This window comes from Bartonella raoultii, from assembly GCF_019659805.1.
GTDB classification, from domain to species: domain Bacteria; phylum Pseudomonadota; class Alphaproteobacteria; order Rhizobiales; family Rhizobiaceae; genus Bartonella; species Bartonella raoultii.
On record NZ_JAIFRO010000004.1, the window covers coordinates 186,024 to 204,126 of the forward strand.

The following is an 18,103-nucleotide window of genomic DNA, read 5'->3' on the forward strand; positions in this document are numbered from 1 at the left end:
AGATGAAAACAAAGCGCATTCCTCTCACGCTTATTACAGGTTTTCTAGGCTCTGGCAAAACGACTTTGCTTAATCGTATACTGCGCGATCCGCTTTTGACTGATTGTGTAGTGATCATCAATGAATTTGGTGAAGTAAGTCTTGATCATCTTCTGGTTGAAAAAACCACAGAGGGAATTATAGAACTTGCAAATGGTTGCTTATGCTGCACTTTGCACAGTGATCTCATCGACACATTGATTGATTTAATTCATCGCACACAAACAGGACATCTCAAAAAACTCAATCGCATTATTATTGAAACAACAGGAATAGCAGATCCAGCGCCTATTTTACAAGCTCTTCTAAGCCACCCTCTTTTCATGCAAACATTGTTCATTGATGATGTTCTTACAACATTTGATACATTAAGCCCACTTTCTGTCCTTAAACGCTATTCTGAAATACAAAAACAATTAGCACTTGCTGACAAAATTATTCTCACCAAAACAGACCTTATTGATCCCAGAATACCTTCCAAGACAGTTATTAATACACTCAAAACCATTAATCCCACGGCACAAATTATTGATGTTCATTCTGACCATTGCAACTCCAATATACTCACTAGTAAAATTTTCTGGGATCAAAAAGAAGAAAATACGCCAATAAAACAATGGCTTGCTCTTTCATCGCACAATCACGCTCCTCATAAGACCATTCGTACCTTTTCGCTAGATTTTGAAAAGCCAATCGCTTATGCTACTCTTGTAGCTTTTTTAGATCTCCTACAAGACCTTTATGGAGAAAAAATTTTACGTATTAAAGCAATAATCGCATTAGAGGATGACCCGCATCGCCCTCTTATATTACACGGTGTACAAACATTTTTTCACCCGCCCATAAGATTTCCAGCTTGGCCAAAAGGAATTACAAAAACGCGCTTTATCATTATTACTGATAGTATTGAAGAAGAAGCAATACAAAAGCTCTTTAATGCTTTTTTTAATAAACCAGCAATAGATACCGCAGATAGAGCAGCTCTCTTAGACAATCCTTTGATCATTCCAGGAACAAAGTTTTAATTTTCTTGCTCTTTTTAAGATATGAAAATTTCGTAATAAATATTATTACTGAATTTTAAACATACTTTTTATATCTCATCATAAAGGTACAACATTTCTTTACAAAGAGAACAAAGTCTTTAGCAAAAAGTAAAGGAATTTTTCTTATGCTGAAATCATTTTCACGGCATAAGAGATACTGAAGTTTTATTAATTTTATGATTGAAAACATAACGTTTTTCATAAACATCAACCGTTGGAGGCTTACGATTTTCTTCAAATAAATCATAACCTTCCTTAAGCATAACCCAAAACGGATAATGAGGATCCATGCTATAACGTGCCATGTTATCATCAGTCATACGGAAAGGAAAAGCCTGTAATTGAAACTCTCTTTGTCCCCCTTTAAAAGCATCTCGAGCAAAAGCATAAATTTCTGCCATATTTTTATCACTCATAGAATAACAACCAGCAGAAAAGCAAGAGCCGTGCACCATAAGATTGCTTCCTGTGCGACCATTTACCTGATCATAAAGGTTTGGAAATCCTATATTAAAAGAAAGATAATATTTTGAATAAGGATTCATTTGTTCCGCACGTACAGTATAAAAACCTTCTGGTGTTTGAAAATCGCCTTCCTTATATTTAGGTCCAAGTTTCCCCGACCATTTACAAATACCATAGCGCGCTACAAGTACAAACTTTCCAGAACGAGACTGCTTCCAAACTTCTGCAACATTTTCTTGCTTAAAAAAACGCATCATGATTGGTGCATAGGGATCAATATTGTACACAATCATTCTATTTTGGATTTCTTGCGGAAGTGGTTGTTCAACTTTAGCGCGAATAGAAGCAGGCAATCTTGTTTCGCATGCCGTCAATATTCCCATTACAAACAAAACACATACAGCGAAGAATCCTTTAAATGTCATTGAATACAACTCCAATCCATACTTCACAACACATATATTATGCAAGAGAGCGACCAATTTGAAGATATTTTTCCCAACGTTCTTGCTTAAGAACTTCACCTTCTTTTCCAGCCATCTCCTCTAAAGCTTCTGAGATAATATCACCCGTTGCATCAATCACAGTTTCTTTACCTCGATGTGCTCCTCCTATAGGTTCAGGAATAATACCATCAATAATTTTCAACCGATACAAATCTTGAGCAGTAATACGCATATTCATTGCAGCATCTTTTGCACGTGTTGGATCACGCCATAAAATGGAAGCTGCTCCTTCTGGAGAAATAACAGAATAAATCGCATGCTCCAACATATAAACTTTATTTGCAGCTGCAATTGCTATCGCTCCACCAGAACCACCTTCTCCAATAACAACCGATACAATAGGAACTTTTAAGCGCAAAGTTGTAGCAGTTGATTGAGCAATTGCTTCTGCTTGACCGCGTTCTTCAGCGCTCACACCAGGATAAGCACCTGCTGTATCCACAAAAGTAATAAGTGGCAAACCAAAACGATCAGCCATTTCCATAATCCGTACAGCTTTACGATACCCTTCTGGACGTGCAGAACCAAAATTATAGCGCAAACGTGTTTGCGTATCGTGGCCTTTTTCCTGCCCTATGTACGCAACAGCTTCTCCTTTAAAGCGTGCAAACCCAGCTTGAATAGCCTCATCTTCAGCAAATTTACGATCTCCTGCCAAGGGTGTAACATCACGTAATAATTTTTCAGAATAATCCATAAAATGGGGGCGATCAGGATGACGAGCAACCTGTGTTTTTTGCCACGGAGATAATTTTTTATAAAGATCACGCAATGCCGTTTTGGAACGCACTTCAAGACGCGCGATCTCATCACTCATATCAAGGCTACCTTCTTCTTCAGCAATCTTTTTTAACTCAAGGATTTTTCCATCAAGATCAGCAACTGGTTTTTCAAAATCAAGATAATTATACATTCTACTCAACTCATTTTATATTATTTATACATTTCTCATTCACCTTATAAAGCAATTTTCAAAAACATCACCTTTTCTTTACGGAGCTTTCTGCTCATCAACAAGAGGGTGATGTTCATTAACCAAACGATAGAGTCCAGCTTCCAATACATGTGTATAAATCTGAGTCGTCGCAATATCAGAATGCCCTAACAAATATTGAACAGCACGCAAATCGGCCCCATTCTGCAAGAGATGACTGGCAAAAGCATGACGTAACACATGGGGAGAAAAATTACGACTTTCTATCCCTGCTCTTTTAGCGAGACCTTTTAATTCCCGTGCAACCAATTGACGAGCAATATATCCTGTCTCTGAACGCGCAGGAAAAAGATAAGGGCTCGCTGCATCCTTTCCCTGATTACGTAAATTTAACCATTGCGAAAGAACCTGACATGCTTTTTTTGACAGCAGCACTATTCGTTCTTTTTTACCCTTACCGCGAACCAAAATACTGTATTTTTTTCCCTGAACAGCTTGCAACGGCAAACTGACCAATTCACTGATACGCAACCCTGTTGCATAAAGCATTTCACTCAACAGCTGAAGACGCAACGCACGAAAATAATCTCTAGACCCATATTCTGCTTGGTTCACCTCTAACTGAGCCAAATCAAGCAGTTTTATCACTGCATTTTCACTGACAATTTTCGGTAAAGAGTGCCCCAGACGAGGAGTATCGATATCGTCGGAAGGGTCATCTTTTCTCAATCCTTCTGCATAAAGAAACTGATAAAATTGACGAAAAGTTGATAAACGACGCGCTTGTGAAGACGCAGAAAAACCCAAAGTATGCATAAGTGATAAAAGATCAATTAAATCTTTTTTTTGTGCTGAAACAAGCGAAATAGAGCGCGAAGATAACGCCTCTTGTGCCCACTGCAAGTCATGCTGATAAGCATCAAGCGTATGAGCAGAAGCCCCCCGCTCCGCACTCATCATCTCAATAAAATGATCTATCACAGCTTCATTTTTCATGTTATTGATTCTCCTTTGAAGAAAAATTTAATGAATCCAAGGGGACATCAATAGACATATCTACAGTTACTGGTTTAACCCACACCACAAGAGCAACCATTATACTGCAAAGAATAACAAACAAAACGCAAAGAATCATTAAAAGTCTGGTCAATGTTGGCATAAGATAATACGGTATTCAAAAATATATTTTTTCTTATTATGCCTTATAAAGATTAACAGGAATTGACTTTAAAGCAGATAAATGTCGAAAAAAGCTATGAACAATTCTCAACCTCAACAAATGCTGATATCACAAGTAAAGCATCAACTCTTATCATCTCATGATAAACGCGCCCTTGTCTTTGTTGGGTTGATGGGCGCTGGAAAATCCGTGATCGGAAAACGTGTTGCAACCTTGCTGCATTTACCTTTTTATGACTCTGATCACGAAGTAGAAAAAGCAGCACAAATGACCATCACTGAATTTTTTAAAATGTATGGTGAACCAGAATTCCGTACGCTTGAACAGCGTATTATTCTGAATCTCATTCAAAAAGCTCCTCTTGTTTTAGCAACCGGTGGTGGAGCCTATATAAATAAAAATATACGAAAAGCTATACATCAACATGGCATTTCTATCTGGCTTAAAGCTGATCTTGAAATCCTTATGAAACGTGTCTCAAAGCGTCCCACACGCCCGCTTCTTCAAACAGAAAATCCTAAAGAAACCATGCAAAAACTTATGGAACAACGTTATCCTATCTATGCAAAAGCAAACGTAACGATTACCTCCCATAAAGAAAGCCGCAATACCGTAGCACAAAATGTTATACGGTCTTTACAACACTATTTTTCTACAGAAAATACAAACAGAAAGAACAAGCATGAATGCCAAGATCGTTACTGTTAAACTGGACAAACACAGCTATGATATCATCATTGGCCCTGATCTCATCGAGCAAGCTGCTTTACAGCTTAAGCATTCTCTGCACAAACAAGATTTTCATCAGATACGTTTAGCAATTGTAACCGATACAAATGTTGCTTCCCTCCATTTAGGTCCTTTACAAGAAAAATTAACAAAAAATAAAATTCATACTGTTCCAATAATTATAGAAGCAGGAGAACAATCAAAATCACTTTCGACTCTACAGACTGTCATAGATAAAGTTCTTGCAGCACGTCTAGAAAGAGGTGATTGTGTTATTGCTTTTGGTGGTGGTGTCGTTGGCGATTTAGCAGGATTTGCTGCAAGTATTATACGCCGTGGCATGAATTTCATTCAGATGCCCACAACACTTCTCGCGCAAATTGACTCTTCTGTTGGAGGCAAAACGGGCATTAATAGCCAATATGGTAAAAATCTTATTGGTTCTTTTTATCAACCACGATGTGTTATTGCTGATACATGTGTTCTTGATACCCTTCCCGCACGTGAATTTCGCGCAGGTTATGCAGAAATGGTCAAATATGGTCTCATTAATCAACCTGATTTTTTTGAATGGCTTGAAAAAAATGGAAAAGACGTTTTTTCTAATGGTCCTATACGCACACAAGCCATTATGCGTTCATGTCAATTCAAGGCCGATATTGTAGCACGTGATGAATATGAAACCGGAGAACGTGCACTCTTAAATCTTGGTCATACATTTGGACATATGCTTGAAACAGCCACCGCCTATGATTCAAAACGTTTAATCCACGGTGAAGCTGTAGCAATTGGGATGATTTTAGCCCATCAATTTTCCGCACAATTAAATTTAATAGATCCCATACTCACACAGCGTATAAAAGCACACTTTAAATCCATAGGATTACCCACAAAGCTACAAGACATCCCCGGCCAACTGCCAGATGCAGCAACCTTAATGTCTCTCATTTTCCAGGATAAAAAAGTTTCACAAAACAATCTGATTTTCATCTTAACACGTGGACTTGGCCAATCATTTATTGCAAAAAATGTTTCACCAGACGCAGTTTTGTCGTTTCTGAAACAAAAATTAGCGAAAATTCGTTAATTCATATTGAATATAATTGATTCGTTTTTATACTTCTATTAAAGAAAACAAATATGATGATGTCTGCGTAGCTCAGTAGGATAGAGCACAGGATTCCTAAAGAAATTGGGCGCCTTAAGAAGAAATTCTTAGAGTGGATCTGCTCAAATTCGGGGAAAGCTTCATAGGAAACTATATGCCAATCCCGAGCCAAGCCTCTCTTATGGAAAAAGAGGAAGGTGTAGAGACTGAATGGGCAGCACCTAAAGAGCAAAATGCTTTACGGTGAAGAGACAGTCCAGACCACAAACAGCTTATAAAGCTGGCGGTGAAAATCGAAGTGGTATGAATCCTGGGGTCGCAGGTTCGAATCCTGCCGTGGACACCATCATATCAGTCCAGTTATTCTTCTGCACAATACAGGGAAGCATTATGAAAAAACCTTTATATATCTTAAGACTTTTGATTACTTTAAGTCTATCATTCTTTAGTTTAGGCAATGCCTTGGCTGCTTCTTTAATTATTGAGGTTCCAGATAATCCAGAGCCAACAACAGAAACTGTTATTTATCAGTGTGATACAGGAATAAATAAAGAACGCGTTGAAGCAACTTATCACAATGCTGATAATATTTCATTGGTTGATTTCAAATGGAAAGGTGACCGTATTATCGCAGCCAATGTCATCGCTGCTTCTGGAGCAAAATATGTGGGGGAACAGTATATCTGGTGGGAGAAGAATAAAGAAGTCATGCTCTATGATCTCATTAACGATCCAGAAGAGAAAAAACCTATCCTTTGTAAGGATGAAACAACATTATTATTTTAAAGAACGCAAGGAAGCATTATGCAAAAAAACTCTTGTACTGTAAAATTTTTCACCACTTTAAGCTTATTTCTCTTTGGTTCACTCAATGCTTTTGCAAGTTCTTTAATCATTGAGGTACCAGACGATCCAGAGCCAACCACAGAAATTGTTAACTATCAATGCGAAAAAGGTTCAAATAAAGAATCTGTTCAAGTGACTTATCACAATGCTAGCAACATTTCGCTTGCTGATTTCAAGTGGAAAGGGAAGCATATTATCGCTTCCCGCAGCATAAGTGCTTCTGGAGTAAAATATGTGGGAGGACCATATATTTGGTGGGTGAAAGAGAATGAAGCTACATTTTCTGACCTTATCGATGATCCAGAAGAGAAAAATCTCATCTCCTGTGTAGAAGAACAAGGAAAAGAATAACAACAACACAAATATCAAAAATTGTGCTGGCTCTTATCAGGTGATATTTCTTCCGATGTAGGTGATTGTTCTTTCACTTGGTGTGATAAAAGAGCCAGCGGCTTTTCTCCTAATTTGTTTTCTGAATGATATCGATAAGCTGCCGCCTGTGACACCAACATAGAAGAGACGGGTATTGTCACAAATAAAAAGAGCATCAATAACACTTCATGAAAAACAAAATGATGATCTACAAACACTGAGTAAAGAAACGAAGCCACAAGAATACTTCCCGCTCCCCAACTTGTACTCAAAGAGAGCATATGTAAACGTTTATAAAAGCTAGAAAGACGCACTAATCCTATTGTTCCAATCAATGTAAGACCAGATCCTAATATTAAAAAAACTGTGACAGCAATAGCAACGACAAGTGATATATCATCTTTCATTCAATAATTTCCCCTCTCATCAAAAACTTCGCCAAAGCAATACTTGATACAGGACCCAAAAGCCCGATAATGAGAGCTGCGGTAAAATAGATTGTTGTTCCTGAACGAAGATCAAATGTCAGAAACAAAAGAATAGTGGTTATATAAAGAGTGTCCAATCCCACAATTCTATCTTGTGCCCGTGGGCCACGAATCAAACAAAAAAGTGCAAGCAGCATTGCCAAACTTAAAAAAAACTGCGAAAGAAAAATTCCCCAATAAAGAATCACCATACTCATGAGAAAATCTCCAAAAGTAATTGTTCATAGCGTTGTTTGATCAACTTTTGATAATTATATTCATTTTTAAAATTTAAAACATGAAGCAAAAGTTCATTATTTTTTCTATTGTAAGCAATCCAAACAGTTCCTGGAGTAACAGAAAGAATACATGCTAAAACAGCCAAAGCAGTACGATTTTTAAGCAAAAGAGGTACTACAATAAAACCAGACTGCTGCCTTTGTGCTTTTTTAGTTAAAATAAAGCAAGCTACAGAAAGATTTGAAGTTATAGAATCGATAAATACGCGAAAAATCAGACAAAAAACCGCACGCCAACTTTTAATAGTAATTTTTTCCGGTTCAAGAAACCGCATGACCCAACCACTAAATAAGGCAATTATAATTCCTAAAAGCAATTGACCGAAACTAAAACCATTTAAGGTTAACCACATAAAGACAATTGCCATGCTGAAAAAAGGAAAAGGACAAAAAGAGCTCATCGATTAATCTCCCTATTTTTGAGAGAAGAATCATCTAAAATGCTTCCAATATAATTTTGAGGATTATACAAAGTTTTAGCTGTTTCAGACATATAATGGCTAACAGAACCGGCTATAATCGTTATAAGAAAACACAAAGCAAGAAGCACAGCAATAGGTGCAAATTCAATCACTTGTACACGTGGAACCCTCCCTTCAAGAGAAACCCAAAAAGTGCGAATTCCTGTTCGTGTAAGAGAAATCAAAGCAGCAAAACCAGCAAGAGTGACAAAAATCACAAAAAGCCAATCCTGATAATCCAGTAGAGAAGTAGAAAAGTTTTCTTTACTATGATTTAAAACTGCCATGAACATCATAAATTTAGCGACAAAACCAGAAAAAGGCGGTAAACCAATAATTAAAAGAGCACACAGACCAAAACAAGCCCCAAGCAGCGCTAGGGTTACCGGCAAATAAGTTCCTACTTCCTCCTCTTCTTCTTCTTCATCATCACCATATACTTCCATTGTAACAGTCAAAACATTGGCCGCTACATCTTGACAACGTTCCACCAACTCTACAAGAAGAAAAAAAGCCCCCAGTGTTAAAGTTGAAGAAACAATATAAAAAAGTGCAGCTGCAATTAGTTTTACATTAGCTATCCCAATTGCTGTCAACAATGTACCTGCAGAAACCAGTACACTATAAGCAGCCAACCGTACCAAAACTTGGCTCGCCAAAACACCAATAAAACCAAAAGCTATAGTAGCAAGGCCACCATAAAATAAAATCATATGACCAAAATGGCTAAAGTATCCGCTTTCAGGGCCAAACCATAACAATGTTAAACGTAAAATAATGTAAATACCTACCTTACTTAAAAGCGCAAAAGATGCTGCAACAGGTGCTACTGCTGCACTATAAGTCGGCATCAACCAAAAATTAAGCGGCCACATACCTGCTTTGAGTAAGAAAGCAAGACCCAAAATCGCCACACCAATTTCAAATAAAAGAATATCTGATGGGAGTATATATTTTATTTTTACAGCTAAATCGGCCATATTAAGAGTACCAACAACACCATAAATAAGCGCCGTACCTACTAAAAAGAATAACGAAGCCACAAGATTAACGACGACATAATGCAACCCAGCACGCACGCGTAGCTGACCAGAACCATGCAAAGCAAGTCCGTAAGAAGCCGTTAACATTACTTCAAAAAACACAAATAAATTGAACAAATCCCCTGTCAAAAAAGCGCCATTTATTCCAACCATGAAAAATTGCATCAATGACTGAAAGTGAGGGCCAACTTTATACCAATGTGCTTGCGCAAAAACCAAAGCAGCAGTTATCAATAAACTGGAAAGTAATAGCATCATAGCGCTTAAGCGATCAAGGACCAAAACGATTCCGAAAGGAGATGGCCAATTGCCTAGCCGATAAATCTCTGAAGCAGGTGCAACTTCAAGAACCCGTATTATCAACAAAATAGCAATAACTACCAATGATACTGCTGAAAAAAGGCTTATAAACGATTTAAGTTTTGCACGCCGTTCATCATAAAAAAGTAGGAGAGCTCCAATAACAAGCGGTAACAGAATAGGCAAAATAAGAAGATGCTGTACGCAAGCTTCCATCACTGCACCTCACGTCCATCCACATGATCTGAACCTGTTAAGCCGCGTGAAACCAGCAAGATAACCAAAAAAAGAGCTGTCGTTGCAAAACCAATTACAATTGCGGTCAAAACCAAAGCTTGTGGAAGGGGATCAACATAATTTTCTGGATTAATCACTGTAGTAGGATCAACAATTGGTGCAGCATTACTACGCGGTCTACTCATTGCAAAGATAAAAAGATTAACACCATAAGAAATCAAAGACAAACCAAGAATAACTTGAAACGTTCTCGGACGTAAAAGTAACCAAATTCCTGATCCAACAAGAACACCAATACCCAAAGAAAGAACTATTTCCATTCATTTTCCTTCTCTTTCAAAACAGATTTTTTACCGATTCGGTAACTACGAATTGACTGATGTGCAAGTGCAATTAAAATGAGAACCGTGGCTCCCAAAACAAGAGAAAATACACCAAAATCAAATAAAAAAGCAGATGCTAGGGGAACTTTTCCAATCAATGGAAGATGTATATACTGAAAAAAAGAGGTTAAAAAAGGATAGCCTACAAGCCAAGCTCCCCCTCCAGTTGCAACAGACAATAATAAACCAAACCCCATCCAGCGTAAAGGTAAAACCCTCAAATGGCTTTCCACCCAACGAATATCACGGGCAAGATATTGCAAAATAAAACCTATAGCTAACGTTACACCACCTACAAATCCACCACCTGGAAGATCATGTCCCCGCATAAATAAATAAACAGAAAAAGCAATAATAATGGGGAAGAGCCAGCCCATAATAACAGCAGGTACAGTGAGATAATTCAATATTGTATCCCCCACATTCCGATCAGGCTGCGCCATATCAAAAGCTGCTTGTACACGTTGTTGAAAAGGTGCATCCATACTTTCAGGAGCAGGGCGAAATCGGCGTAAAAGAGCAAATACAGTAAGTGAAACAACACCTAAAACGACGATTTCTCCCATGGTATCAAACCCACGAAAATCAACCAATAACACATTCACAACATTACGACCACCAGCACGCGGATAAGCATTCTTTAGAAAAAAATCGGAAACCGTCGTACCTTGAGGACGTGTCATTACGACAAAAGAAAGCCATGCCACCCCAGCGCCTCCCACACATGCTATAATGAAATCACGAAAACGACGCAAACGAACACAAAACTGAACAGACGCTGGAACAGGATAATATAAACGCTTAGGCAACCACCGCAAACCAAGCAATAATAAAACAACTGTAACCACTTCAACAACCAACTGTGTTATTGCCAAATCAGGCGCAGAAAGCCATAAAAAGGTTGCACATGTCATCAAGCCGGCCCCTCCCAGCAACATGAGCGATGCAAGACGATGAAACTTTGCTTGCCACGCAACCAAAAGGGCACATAATCCACCAACCAACCAAAGAACAAGGAAAGGAAGATCAAGTGGAAAAAGCGGTAACGATCCCGCTGAAATAAAACCATCACGCCAAAGCAAAAGACCAACAAAAGCAAAGCATAGTAAAAAAATCCAGTGCAACTGCACTTGCAAGCGACGTGTTGAAAAAACAGTCTCCACAGCCCGAGCCCATTTCCAACAAATAACCACGAGAATACGTTCAAAGATACGTGGTCCTCTTAAATGACGAAAAAAAGGAGCTCCATCATCACAAGATAAAAAATAACGATACCCAACTGCATAAAGCAATACGCCACCTGATAAAGCTATAAAACTCATCATTAATGGCGTATTAAACCCGTGCCAAACAGCTAAGCTATAAGAGATCGTCATAGTCCCTAAAACAGAAACAACAGCATTATCTAAAATAGGTCCTATTGTTAAATTAGGAAAGATGCCAACTGCTAAACAAATGAAAACCAAAAGCTCCATGGGTAAACGCATAAAATGGGGTGGTTCATGAGGAACTTTGGGTAAATCGACAGGTTTTTTTCCTAAAAAAACACCATGAATAAAACGTATAGAATAAGTCACACTAAATAAGCTCGCCAAAGTTGCGATATAAGGAGCAATCCAATCGAGCCATGATTCCATATGCTTTTCAACGGCTTCAGCAAAAAACATCTCCTTTGAGATAAAACCATTCAGCAAAGGTACTCCAGCCATTGCAGCACTTGCCACCAAAGCGAGAGTCGCTGTAATAGGCATCGCGCTATAAAGTCCTGTCAATTTACGCATATCACGTGTTCCCGTTTCGTGATCAATAATGCCAGCTGCCATAAACAAAGAAGCCTTAAAAGTAGCATGATTTGCCATATGAAAGATTGCCGCAACACATGCAAGTGGACTACTTAAACTTAAAAGCGTTGTAATCAATCCAAGGTGACTAATCGTTGAATAAGCAAGTAATCCTTTTAAGTCCTGCTGAAACATAGAAAAATAGGCTCCAAGCAGCAATGTTGCCAATCCTGAAAAGCCAACCAACCAAAACCAAGCTTCTGTTCCAGAAAGGACAGGCCATAAACGAACAAGCAAAAACAACCCTGCTTTTACCATTGTTGCCGAATGTAAATAAGACGACACAGGTGTAGGGGCAGCCATGGCATTTGGTAACCAAAAATGAAAAGGAAATTGAGCACTTTTTGTTAATCCTCCCAGTAAAATACAAATAAGAACAGTACAATAAAGAGGATTTGATCGAATCATATCGCCAGATTGCAATACCTTATCCAAATCAAAACTACCAACGATATACCCAATTAATAAAACCCCAATAAAAAGAGCAAAACCACCAAAACCTGTGACCGTTAAAGCCATACGCGCTCCTTCACGCGCACTTGCATTGTGGTACCAATAACCGATCAATAAAAAAGAAAAAAGGCTAGTAAGTTCCCAAAAAACAACCAAAAAGATAAGGTTACCTGATAAAACTATTCCTGTCATCGACCCCATAAAGGCTAGAAAAAAGGAAAAAAAACGTGGTACAGAATCCGCTGGATTCATATAATAACGTGAATAGACAACAACAAGCAGTCCAATTCCTGTAATGAGCAAGCAAAAAAGCCAAGACAAACCGTCCATACGCAGAATTAAATTGCTCCCCCATTCTGGAAGCCAAGAAATATCCAAACGCACGACATGATTTCCACGGATTGCAGGATAAAGCATTATTGTAAAAAGAAGACTAAAAAGTGCAATGACTCCAGCAAACCACGCTTCATTATTTTTTGCCGTCGAATGAAAAAAGCCAATAATAGCACTGCCACCAAAGGGAAGCAAAATAAGCAATATCAACATTGCTTCCCGTATTGTCATTCTTTAAGCTCCATCCTACCTTTAACATTTTGTCTTAAACAAAATGAAAATTTACATTATCATCACCCTATCTCGCACTTACGATAATAAGATTTAATAAAACTTAAAAGCATTTAAAATTTTCATAAAACAACCGTTACACGAAAAAACTGCTCACTAAAAATACCTCTTTATTCTAAGAACGATAACGTACATGACAAGAAGCAAAAAAGATCTTTCATAGCGCACATCTTACCCCTTAAAAAAGCGAGAAAGACATTGCTTACGAGGCCCATGAAAAGGCTGAAAACTATTATCATTTTTATTATAAGAACGATAACGCGCACGACAAGAAGCAATATGTTGTTTAAGCATCCATGGTTCTTTTTTTTCTAAAGAAGAAGTGAAAAGCGCCTTTTTTGTTCCGGCCACAACTTTTAATGGCATATTTTTTGTATTAATATGGGAAAGTGTAAAGAATGCCGCTTCAGGATACCACCAATTATCCTTATACTTATGATACCCGCGTCGATAATGACGGTATCCCTTGAAACCATTCAGTTCTTTACGCCCTGTAAAAATCAAAGGAACGGAATATTCTTGATTGGAATTTTGATGGACCATTTTGGCTTTAGCATCACTCTTATTTTGCATTAAATCAATAATATTTATTGTTATAATGAAACAACTTCCAATAAACATAAACACCAAAACATAATATAATTTTTTTTTCATACCCATAACGCGAATCTTAAAAACAACAAAACTCAATCACAGAAAGTCTTTCATTTGCGAAATAAAAATAGATTCTTCTTATAAGATTCTTTTTTCTTGAGACATTCTGTTACTCTTTGTACTAAACGTTAATCTGAAGAATAAGATCCTTCAAAAAAAGAATGAATAAACAATGATAAAAACCCCCTACTATCTTATAGATAAATCGAAGCTTATAAAAAATATGAAAACCATTGCTCGCTTACGTGAAATATCAGGAGCGAAAGTTTTGCTTGCTTTGAAATGTTTTTCCACATGGAGTGTTTTTGATGTCATGTCTGAATTTATGGATGGCACGACATCTTCATCTCTTTATGAATTACGTTTAGGAAAAGAAAAGTTTGGCAAAGAAACCCATGCCTATTCGGTTGCTTGGGCAGATCATGAAATTGATGAAGCCTGTGGTTATGCAGACAAAATTATTTTTAATTCTATCCAACAACTTAAACGTTTTTCTGGTGCAACAAAAACTCTTCAACGAGGACTAAGACTCAATCCAGGAATTAGTGCATCCAATTTTGATCTTGCCAATCCTTCTCGTTCTTTTAGTCGCTTAGGAGAAACCAATCAAAACGCTATAAAAGAAGTCTTACCACTTATCAATGGTTTAATGATTCACAACAATTGCGAAAACTCTGATTTTAATCTTTTCGACAAAATGCTTAGATACATGGAAGAAAAATTTGCAGAACTTTTCGCTGCTGTTGACTGGATTAGCCTTGGCGGTGGAATTCACTTTACGGATGAAAATTATCCTTTAGAAACTTTCGCAAAACGCTTAAAAAAATTTTCAAAAACTTACGGTGTCACCATTTTTCTAGAACCAGGAGAAGCGGCCATCACAAAAAGCAGCACGCTAGAAGTCAGTGTTCTTGATACATTATATAATGAAAAAAAACTCGCTATTGTTGATAGCTCCATTGAAGCACATATGCTTGATCTTCTCATTTATCGTGAAAATGCAAAATTAAAACCAAATCAAGGGCCATATGAAATTATGATATGCGGGAAATCCTGTCTTGCTGGTGATATTTTTGGAACATTTCAGTTTCCTGAACCTCTTAAAATAGGCGACAGACTATCTTTCCAAGATACTGCAGGTTATACAATGGTCAAAAAAAACTGGTTTAATGGTGTTGCAATGCCTGCCATTGTTATCAAAGAATTTGATGGTACACTAACGCTTCAACGCCAATTTAACTATGATGATTATCAGACAAGCCTTTCATAAGAGAAAGACCATAAAAATATTATACAATAAACAGTATTAAAAAGGAGACGAACCTACAATGAAGAAAAATATTCTCATTATTGGTGCTGGAGGTGTTGCACAAGTCGTTGCACATAAATGTGCTCAAAACAACGATATTCTTGGTGAAATTCATATCGCTTCACGAACACTTAAAAAATGTGAAGCCATCATTGCTTCTATTAAAGAAAAAAACGCACTGAAAGAACAAGGAGTGTTTCAGAGCCACAAACTCGATGCAATGAATGTAGAAGAAACTATAAAACTCATCCAAAAAACCAAATGTGAAATTGTCATCAATGTTGGCTCAGCCTTTCTTAACATGTCTGTTCTTTCTGCTTGTATTAAAACAAAATGTGCTTACATTGATACTGCAATTCATGAAGACCCTTTAAAAATTTGTGAAACACCCCCTTGGTATGGCAATTATGAATGGCCTCGGCGTCAAGAATGTGAGCAAGCGGGCATCACTGCTATTTTAGGTGCGGGTTTTGATCCAGGTGTTGTGAATGCTTATGCAGCATTAGCACATGAACGTTATTTTGATAAAATCACCGATATTGATATCATTGATATCAATGCTGGCAACCATGGGCATTGGTTTGCTACAAACTTTGATCCAGAAATTAACTTTCGCGAATTTACGGGAAAAGTGTGGTCTTGGCAAAATAAAAAATGGGTTTCTAACCAAATGTTTGAAGTGAGTAATGAATGGGATCTTCCTGTTGTTGGAAAACAAAAAGCTTATATGTCAGGACATGATGAAATTCATTCATTATCTAAAAATCTCGATGTTGAAAATATCCGTTTTTGGATGGGATTTAGTGAACATTACATCACTGTTTTTACTGTTTTGAAAAATCTTGGACTCTTATCTGAACAACCTATTAAAACAGCAGAAGGTCAAGAAGTTGTCCCTTTAAAAGTTGTAAAAGCAGTCTTACCCGATCCAGTTTCCTTAGGACCAAAATATACAGGAAAAACCTGTATTGGAGATCTTATTAAAGGCGAAAAAGATGGAAAACCAAGAGAAATTTTTATCTATAATATAGCCGATCACAAGCAAGCTTTTAATGAAACTGGTGCGCAAGGCATTTCTTATACAGCTGGTGTACCAGCAGCAGCAGCAGCCCTCCTTATTGCGACTGGTGAATGGGATGTAAAAACCATGGTCAATGTAGAAGAATTACCAGCGCATCCCTTCCTCAAATATCTTGATCATATGGGACTTTCTACCTTTATAAGAGAACAACAAGAAGAAAAAAAATTACAGTTTTAAATTTATTCTTCGTAGATAAAACAGAATAAAGAAAACCGCCCTAAAAAGGGCGGTTTTTTAAAATACATAATGTATAAATTTGCAAAAAGTATTTTTTACGCTTTTTCGAAAAGCATTAAGGAGTGTTTAGCAACTTATCTAGATATGAAGCGGTTTAGCAAATGTAGCAAGGGCTGCTTCATGCACTGCTTCTGATAAGGTAGGGTGTGCGTGGCAACAGCGTCCTAGATCTTCGGATGATCCACCAAATTCCATTAAAACGGCAATTTCATGGATCATTTCGCCAGCACCAAATCCGAGAATGTGTCCACCTAGAACTCTATCTGTCTTTTTATCAGCGAGGATTTTAACAAACCCATCACTTTTTTGCATTGCCCGTGCACGACCATTTGCCATGAAAGGAAATTTCCCAACATTATATTCAATACCGGCGGCTTTAAGTTCTTCTTCTGTTTTTCCTACGCTTGCAATTTCTGGCTGCGTATAAACAACACTAGGAATAACATCAAAATTAACATGTCCCCTTTGACCTGCTAAAATTTCTGCCACAGCAATGCCTTCTTCCTCTGCTTTATGCGCGAGCATAGGACCTTTGACGACGTCACCGATTGCATAAATTCCAGGAACATTTGTTTGCCAATGTTCATCAATTGCAACAAAACCGCGTTCATCTAACTGAATACCAGCCTCTTCCAAGCCAAGCCCTTTAGTATATGGAGAGCGTCCCGTAGCAATAAGTACAACATCTGCCTCTAAAGTTTCCGATTCCCCACCTTTAACTGCTTCGAAAGTAACTTTAGCAGTTGAAGCGGATCGCGTAATCGCTGTTACTTTTGCACCCGTTTTATATTCAAGGCCTTGTTTTTCCATTAATTTTTGAAACTGCCGTGACACTTCACCATCCATTGCTCCTAAAGCTTTATTAAGATATTCAATAATGGTTACTTTAGCACCCAAACGGCTCCAAACCGAACCAAGCTCTGAACCAATGACACCAGCACCAACAACGACCATACGCGTTGGTACTTTTTCAAGCGCAAGTGCTCCTGTAGAAGAGACAACCACCTTCTCATCAATTTCTACATTGACACCAGGGATTCCTGAACTTTCTGAACCTGTTGCAATAATAATATTTTTTGTTGTAATTGTCTGTTTATTATTATCTCTTGCTACAACTTCTATTTGACCCGCGCCTAAAATTTTTGCTGTTCCAAAAAAAGTATCAACTTTATTTTTTTTCATCAAAAAAGAAACACCACTGGTATTTGCTGTTACAACAGCTTTTTTATGCGCCATCATTTGCTCAAGATTAAGCTTAGATTTTGAAATGGAAATACCAAGAGTTTCAAAACCATGCTGCGTTTCTGCAAATACTTCTGAAGCATGCAATAACGCTTTAGAAGGAATACAACCAACATTAAGACATGTACCACCTAATGTTGTACGCTTTTCAACAATTGCTGTTTTAAGCCCCAATTGTGCCGCCTTAATCGCTGCAACATAACCACCTGGACCAGCTCCAATCACCACCACATCATAAGACATCCGT

General features: G+C 37.7%; 18 protein-coding genes. 7 read left to right on the forward strand and 11 right to left on the reverse strand.

The window, feature by feature from the left end; genetic code table 11:
* Positions 1-2: 2 nt before the first annotated feature.
* Positions 3-1,064: a CobW family GTP-binding protein gene (locus K3248_RS05155; protein WP_220717367.1), complete on the forward strand. Its 1,062-nt coding sequence runs from the start codon at positions 3-5 to the stop codon at positions 1,062-1,064.
* A gap of 161 nt (positions 1,065-1,225) precedes the next feature.
* On the opposite strand, the gene K3248_RS05160 is transcribed toward K3248_RS05155, so the two are convergent.
* The 3 genes from K3248_RS05160 to K3248_RS05170 all read right to left on the reverse strand — a co-directional run bounded on the left by K3248_RS05160 (position 1,226) and on the right by K3248_RS05170 (position 3,986).
* Positions 1,226-1,975 (reverse strand): L,D-transpeptidase family protein, encoded by a 750-nt coding sequence (locus K3248_RS05160; protein WP_220717330.1) that lies wholly within the window; start codon positions 1,973-1,975, stop codon positions 1,226-1,228.
* 37 nt (positions 1,976-2,012) lie between these two features.
* A complete protein-coding gene (locus K3248_RS05165; RefSeq protein ID WP_220717331.1) occupies positions 2,013-2,969 on the reverse strand; it encodes an acetyl-CoA carboxylase carboxyltransferase subunit alpha in 957 nt (318 codons plus the stop codon).
* 78 nt (positions 2,970-3,047) lie between these two features.
* Complete coding sequence (locus tag K3248_RS05170) at positions 3,048-3,986, reverse strand: site-specific tyrosine recombinase XerD (protein WP_220717332.1); 939 nt, start codon at positions 3,984-3,986, stop codon at positions 3,048-3,050.
* Between the two features lie 244 nt (positions 3,987-4,230).
* On the opposite strand from K3248_RS05170, the gene K3248_RS05175 reads away from it, so the two are divergent.
* The 4 genes from K3248_RS05175 (at position 4,231) to K3248_RS05190 (ending at position 7,204) form a co-directional block, all read left to right on the forward strand.
* A complete protein-coding gene (locus K3248_RS05175; protein ID WP_371875512.1) occupies positions 4,231-4,878 on the forward strand; it encodes a shikimate kinase in 648 nt (215 codons plus the stop codon).
* The gene (gene aroB / locus K3248_RS05180; RefSeq protein ID WP_220717333.1) at positions 4,853-5,986 is read left to right on the forward strand and encodes a 3-dehydroquinate synthase; all 1,134 of its coding nucleotides are present in this window, start codon (positions 4,853-4,855) and stop codon (positions 5,984-5,986) included. Before K3248_RS05175 ends, aroB begins: the two co-directional genes overlap by 26 nt.
* Positions 5,987-6,397: 411 nt before the next feature.
* The gene (locus K3248_RS05185; RefSeq protein WP_220717334.1) at positions 6,398-6,793 is read left to right on the forward strand and encodes an MliC family protein; all 396 of its coding nucleotides are present in this window, start codon (positions 6,398-6,400) and stop codon (positions 6,791-6,793) included.
* Between the two features lie 18 nt (positions 6,794-6,811).
* Positions 6,812-7,204: an MliC family protein gene (locus K3248_RS05190; protein WP_220717335.1), complete on the forward strand. Its 393-nt coding sequence runs from the start codon at positions 6,812-6,814 to the stop codon at positions 7,202-7,204.
* 14 nt (positions 7,205-7,218) lie between these two features.
* Here the strand turns inward: K3248_RS05190 and mnhG are convergent, their stop codons facing one another.
* The 7 genes from mnhG to K3248_RS05225 all read right to left on the reverse strand — a co-directional run bounded on the left by mnhG (position 7,219) and on the right by K3248_RS05225 (position 13,993).
* On the reverse strand, positions 7,219-7,632 hold the full coding sequence (mnhG, locus tag K3248_RS05195) for a monovalent cation/H(+) antiporter subunit G (protein ID WP_220717336.1): 414 nt from the start codon (positions 7,630-7,632) through the stop codon (positions 7,219-7,221).
* The gene (locus tag K3248_RS05200; protein ID WP_220717337.1) at positions 7,629-7,910 is read right to left on the reverse strand and encodes a K+/H+ antiporter subunit F; all 282 of its coding nucleotides are present in this window, start codon (positions 7,908-7,910) and stop codon (positions 7,629-7,631) included. The genes mnhG and K3248_RS05200 overlap by 4 nt, the downstream gene beginning before the upstream one ends.
* The gene (locus tag K3248_RS05205) at positions 7,907-8,392 is read right to left on the reverse strand and encodes a Na+/H+ antiporter subunit E (RefSeq protein WP_220717338.1); all 486 of its coding nucleotides are present in this window, start codon (positions 8,390-8,392) and stop codon (positions 7,907-7,909) included. Before K3248_RS05205 ends, K3248_RS05200 begins: the two co-directional genes overlap by 4 nt.
* On the reverse strand, positions 8,389-10,011 hold the full coding sequence (locus K3248_RS05210) for a monovalent cation/H+ antiporter subunit D (protein WP_220717339.1): 1,623 nt from the start codon (positions 10,009-10,011) through the stop codon (positions 8,389-8,391). Before K3248_RS05210 ends, K3248_RS05205 begins: the two co-directional genes overlap by 4 nt.
* A complete protein-coding gene (locus K3248_RS05215) occupies positions 10,011-10,352 on the reverse strand; it encodes a Na+/H+ antiporter subunit C (protein ID WP_220717340.1) in 342 nt (113 codons plus the stop codon). The genes K3248_RS05210 and K3248_RS05215 overlap by 1 nt, the downstream gene beginning before the upstream one ends.
* Positions 10,343-13,273 (reverse strand): monovalent cation/H+ antiporter subunit A, encoded by a 2,931-nt coding sequence (locus tag K3248_RS05220; protein WP_220717341.1) that lies wholly within the window; start codon positions 13,271-13,273, stop codon positions 10,343-10,345. The genes K3248_RS05215 and K3248_RS05220 overlap by 10 nt, the downstream gene beginning before the upstream one ends.
* 231 nt (positions 13,274-13,504) lie before the next feature.
* Positions 13,505-13,993 (reverse strand): BA14K family protein, encoded by a 489-nt coding sequence (locus tag K3248_RS05225; RefSeq protein ID WP_220717369.1) that lies wholly within the window; start codon positions 13,991-13,993, stop codon positions 13,505-13,507.
* Between the two features lie 166 nt (positions 13,994-14,159).
* Between K3248_RS05225 and K3248_RS05230 the strand changes: the two genes are divergently transcribed.
* Together K3248_RS05230 and K3248_RS05235 are read left to right on the forward strand one after the other, a co-directional pair.
* The gene (locus K3248_RS05230) at positions 14,160-15,257 is read left to right on the forward strand and encodes a carboxynorspermidine decarboxylase (RefSeq protein ID WP_220717342.1); all 1,098 of its coding nucleotides are present in this window, start codon (positions 14,160-14,162) and stop codon (positions 15,255-15,257) included.
* A gap of 58 nt (positions 15,258-15,315) precedes the next feature.
* The gene (locus K3248_RS05235; RefSeq protein WP_220717343.1) at positions 15,316-16,554 is read left to right on the forward strand and encodes a saccharopine dehydrogenase family protein; all 1,239 of its coding nucleotides are present in this window, start codon (positions 15,316-15,318) and stop codon (positions 16,552-16,554) included.
* Positions 16,555-16,692: 138 nt separating this feature from the next.
* Here the strand turns inward: K3248_RS05235 and lpdA are convergent, their stop codons facing one another.
* Positions 16,693-18,099: a dihydrolipoyl dehydrogenase gene (gene lpdA / locus K3248_RS05240; protein ID WP_220717344.1), complete on the reverse strand. Its 1,407-nt coding sequence runs from the start codon at positions 18,097-18,099 to the stop codon at positions 16,693-16,695.
* Positions 18,100-18,103 lie beyond the last annotated feature (4 nt).